The 3,932-nt window shown below is 41.1% G+C and carries 4 protein-coding genes; 2 read left to right on the top strand and 2 right to left on the bottom strand.

What is annotated here, in order from left to right:
- On the top strand, positions 1–565 hold a 565-nt coding region (locus A3761_RS27170), incomplete at its 5' end, for a hypothetical protein (RefSeq protein WP_197472897.1).
- A 37-nt stretch (positions 566–602) separates the two neighbouring features.
- On the opposite strand, the gene A3761_RS06365 is transcribed toward A3761_RS27170, so the two are convergent.
- On the bottom strand, positions 603–1,223 hold the full coding sequence (locus A3761_RS06365) for a riboflavin synthase (protein WP_068510525.1): 621 nt from the start codon (positions 1,221–1,223) through the stop codon (positions 603–605).
- Positions 1,224–1,328: 105 nt separating this feature from the next.
- Complete coding sequence (locus A3761_RS06360) at positions 1,329–3,224, bottom strand: diguanylate cyclase (RefSeq protein ID WP_068510527.1); 1,896 nt, start codon at positions 3,222–3,224, stop codon at positions 1,329–1,331.
- 311 nt (positions 3,225–3,535) lie between these two features.
- Between A3761_RS06360 and A3761_RS06355 the strand changes: the two genes are divergently transcribed.
- The coding region (locus A3761_RS06355) for a hypothetical protein (RefSeq protein WP_197472896.1) at positions 3,536–3,932 on the top strand (397 nt) is incomplete at its 3' end.

Here is a 3,932-nt window from a genome sequence, read left to right as displayed (position 1 = left end):
CGAGTTTGGTATACGTGCTTCAGACGGCAGTGTTGAGACTGCCTTAAGCAAGAATTTCTCAGTGGAAGCTTACCTAGGTTATTTAGATATAGTTATTAAAAACCAAGGAAATGACTTTCATGATACGACCGGCAATTCTTCGAATGGTAAGCCAAGAAATATATTGCTAGCTGATTCATATCTGGGGATCGATGCGAAATTTCGTGTAGAAGATTTGGATATTGATAGTACGAACAATGCGACCAATACAATCATACCTCGCTCAGTAACAAACCCTTATTTAACACTGCGTGATATGAGAATTCATAATGAACGTGGGAATGATACGCTTGGTAGTTTTGGCTTTGCAAGTGTTCAAAGTAAGTTGGCTGCAGCGCAACACATCATCCATAAAGATGGGGATGCTTTGATTCATGTTGATGGCCAAGCAATCTACGATATAAACGTTGCGTGGGATTGGGATCTACCCCATGTCTCTTTCGGAGATACAGGTCAAAGCATCGGTTCTGTCTACTTTACTGATTTCCATATCTCGGATACTTCACTCGTCATTTCGGCACATTAGAATATTTGCTTGATACGATTAGACCTAAAGCCAGCATTTAAGCTGGCTTTTTTGTGCTCATGAATCGCTCCACGGTATCAACGATGGTCTGAGTTTGAGGGTCAATTTCTAGGTTCACTGCATCATCTACCTTGAGTTCACCAAAGGTTGTTACCTCTAGTGTTTCAGGTATTAGATGAACGCTAAAGGACTCATTAGATACTTCGCCTAGTGTTAGACTGCAGCCATTTAATCCGGCAAAGCCTTTAGGTAGGAGGTATTTTTGGAGATTTTCGGGTGTTGTGAAATAAACTGTATGGACATCGTTAGCTGAGTCAATTTTACATATTTCAACGCTGCAATGGATATGCCCAGACATTAGATGGCCGCCTATCTCATCACCAATAGCCGCGGCTCGCTCAAAGTTAACTTGGTCGCTTTCTTGTAGCGAGCCAAGGTTTGTTAGTTTAAGTGTCTCGAGCATTACGTCGAAGTTCGCCCAGTTTTGCTCAAGATCAAAGGCGGTAGCGGTCAGACAAGTGCCGTTAATTGCAATACTTGCGCCTTTACTTATGTTTTTCAATGCGCCATCAGGAAAACCTATTTTTAATGTTTTTAGATTGTCTGTACCTGAAATTTCAAGAATGCTTGCTTTACCTTGAACGATGCCTGTGAACATAATTCCTTAAACTCTCATTTTAATATGGCTAGTGTTTGTGAGGAGGCGTTTGTCGAATTAGTGCGAGAGTGTTTCAGTGAGTGGCCACGATAAAGTGGCACTGTATTACTCGAAATAGCATTTCTGGCCTATTACTCGATCGCGCCCAGCTTCCTTTGCTTTATACAGGCATTGATCGGCAATATCCAATAGTTTAATCGCGTGCTTGATTGTGTCTGTAGTAGGGGTGGCGTTGGATACACCAATGCTCACAGTTAAAAAGGTTGAAATGCCCGAATCCAAAAACTCGTTTTCTTTGAACTGCTCACGTATGCGCTCGGCAAGTCGCATAGCACCGTCTAATGTCGTATTGGGTAGAAGCACTGCTATTTCTTCACCGCCATAGCGTGCGACGGTATCCGAAGGTCGATGGATAACTGCTTTTATCAGCTCGGCAGAGCGAGTTAGACAGTAGTCACCATACAAATGTCCGTATTTATCATTAAGGACCTTAAAGTGATCTATATCGATCATAATAACTGAAAAGCTGAGGCTGTCCCTCGCAGCACGGTGAATTTCTTTCTTAAAGGTCTTATCGAAATAGTAGCGATTCTTTAGACTAGTAAGGCCGTCAGTTACGCTTAGTTCCTTAAGCTGCGTATTCGCTTCTTCGAGCGCTTCGGTGCGTGATTTAACGATTTTATCTAAATCCTGATTCATTTTGATTTGCGCATCGAGTAGTGCATCTTGAGCTTCAACTCGCAAGTCTTTTTCATAATTTAACCTGTCAGCGAATGCGATAGAGAGAAGTGTCAGCTCGATTAGAGTGCCAAGGGATAATGCGTTTTCATTGAAAATATTTGGTTCTATAATTCGGTTATTTTCTAATAGGAAAATAATGACCGCACCTAAATAGCTAAACCAGGCCAAAGCAAAATAACGAGCAGTTTTAATCCCTTTTAGCCAGTATTTCACACCAAGGTAAAAGCCGGTCATTACCATAAAGCTTACAGCGATAAATGTACTTTTTAATGCGAAGCTATAAGAAATTAAGAAGCCGGATAGTACCGTCAATATGAAAGTCAGAATTAGAAGCTTTATCAGTACAAGGTCTCGCTTAGAGCTTATGTAGTCGATACCAATAAAATTCTTAATAAATGTTATCGCACTAATGCCGGTAAAAGCGGCAGAAAATACAACAGCGTGGTAATTAAATAGGGGGTAGTTTGGCCATAGATATTGAAAAGCGAGACCAGAAAGCACTAACTGGATGATTGCGCATGAGCTTAGGTATATTAAATAGTAAAGATAGCCTTTATCCTTTACGGTGAGATAAATAAAGCTATTGTAAAAAAGCATAATCAGGATTGCGCCGAAATATATCCCGGATAGAAGACTAAAAGATATGTTTTGCTTACTTAACTCATTTTGGGTAACGATTGAGAGCGGGAGTTGCAATACACCTTCTGACTGTATGTTTAGATATACGTCAAGCTCTGTATGGTTTTCTGGAATACTAAAAACAAAAGTAGGTAAATCTACCTTTCGGCTTTTAAATGGTAAGTGGTCGCCGGTATTGACTTGTTTGACGATGCGGCCGTCATTGACAAAATAAATCGATACACGGTCGTGATGAGGGTAATCTAATTTAACAAAATACTGTTGGTCGATATGAAAGCGCTGTTTGTGTAGCTTAAAGCGGAACCAGTAAGGCGCGTTCGTCTGCCCAAAGTGCTGAATGTGCTCGGTATTTTTTGTCCATTTATTTTTATCTATTGCTAGCACATCATTGATGCTTGCCGAAAAGGAACTGTCCAAGTAGTAATCTAGATAAGGTAGTGCATTAACTTCATCTACTATTTTGCTTACCTTAATTGTTTCGTACTGCGATGACGTGCTTTGTGCTAAGGATGGCTTAGAAATCGCGAGACTGACCCACAGCCCAATAGTGGCAATAAGCAAGATAAGCCATGCCATTTGAGAGCGTTCAGGAAGTAGGTCTATCTTTCTGTGAATGCTCATGCTCTGCTCAGAGTCCGATGTGCGTAGTTAGCTAGTGATTGGTGTGTAGTTGTTAGTATAGTGGATGTCTGAGAAATAGTTTCTAGAAAGCCATAAAAAACGCCGGATTTATAACAAATATGATAACCGGCGCAACTTGAATTTTGTCTAGTTTAGTTTTTAGGTCTGTCTATTGTTGCGAGTAAGGGCGAGGGTGCCTTGCGTTTTTAATAGCCCAGAATCTAAGCAAAGATGATAAGTAAGAGGCTATAATTACTAAAGTTGTTCAGATGGCATCCGATAAACTATAGCAACACCAAAGGGAAATCTTAGTGACTGCGCAACAAACAAACAATGCGGATACAAGCAAAACTGCATCTCTTGATAGCTTGTTAAATGATATCGATCAAAATAATGGCTTGGCCTCTGGTGATGACGCAGAGGAAAATAGCAGGCGCAAGACTCCCGATCGACGGCATACAAGCAAAAAACCTCGAGGAACTGTTGAGCGTCGTTTAGAAGACGACCGACGCCAAAAGAAAAGTATTGTTGATAACGCGCGAGAGCGTATTCTTGCACAAAAGGCCGAATTAAAACTGCAGCAACATAGGAAGAAGATATTACTTGCAGGCTGTGAGCCTGTAATGGGCTTGAACTATGATCACCTCGCAATGGACGATTACCCCGATAACACCTTGGTAGCCGAAGCTCGGAGAGATAGAGATTACT

This window comes from Oleiphilus sp. HI0123, assembly GCF_001635315.1.
The sequence above is the reverse complement of the archived record's forward strand: the minus strand, read 5'-3'. Positions and strand labels throughout refer to the sequence as shown.

Coding starts and splice junctions, on each gene's coding strand:
- A3761_RS06365 (WP_068510525.1), bottom strand. CDS start 1,223: ATGTTCACAGGCATCGTTCAAGGTAAAGCAAGCATTCTTGAAATTTCA.
- A3761_RS06360 (WP_068510527.1), bottom strand. CDS start 3,224: ATGAGCATTCACAGAAAGATAGACCTACTTCCTGAACGCTCTCAAATG.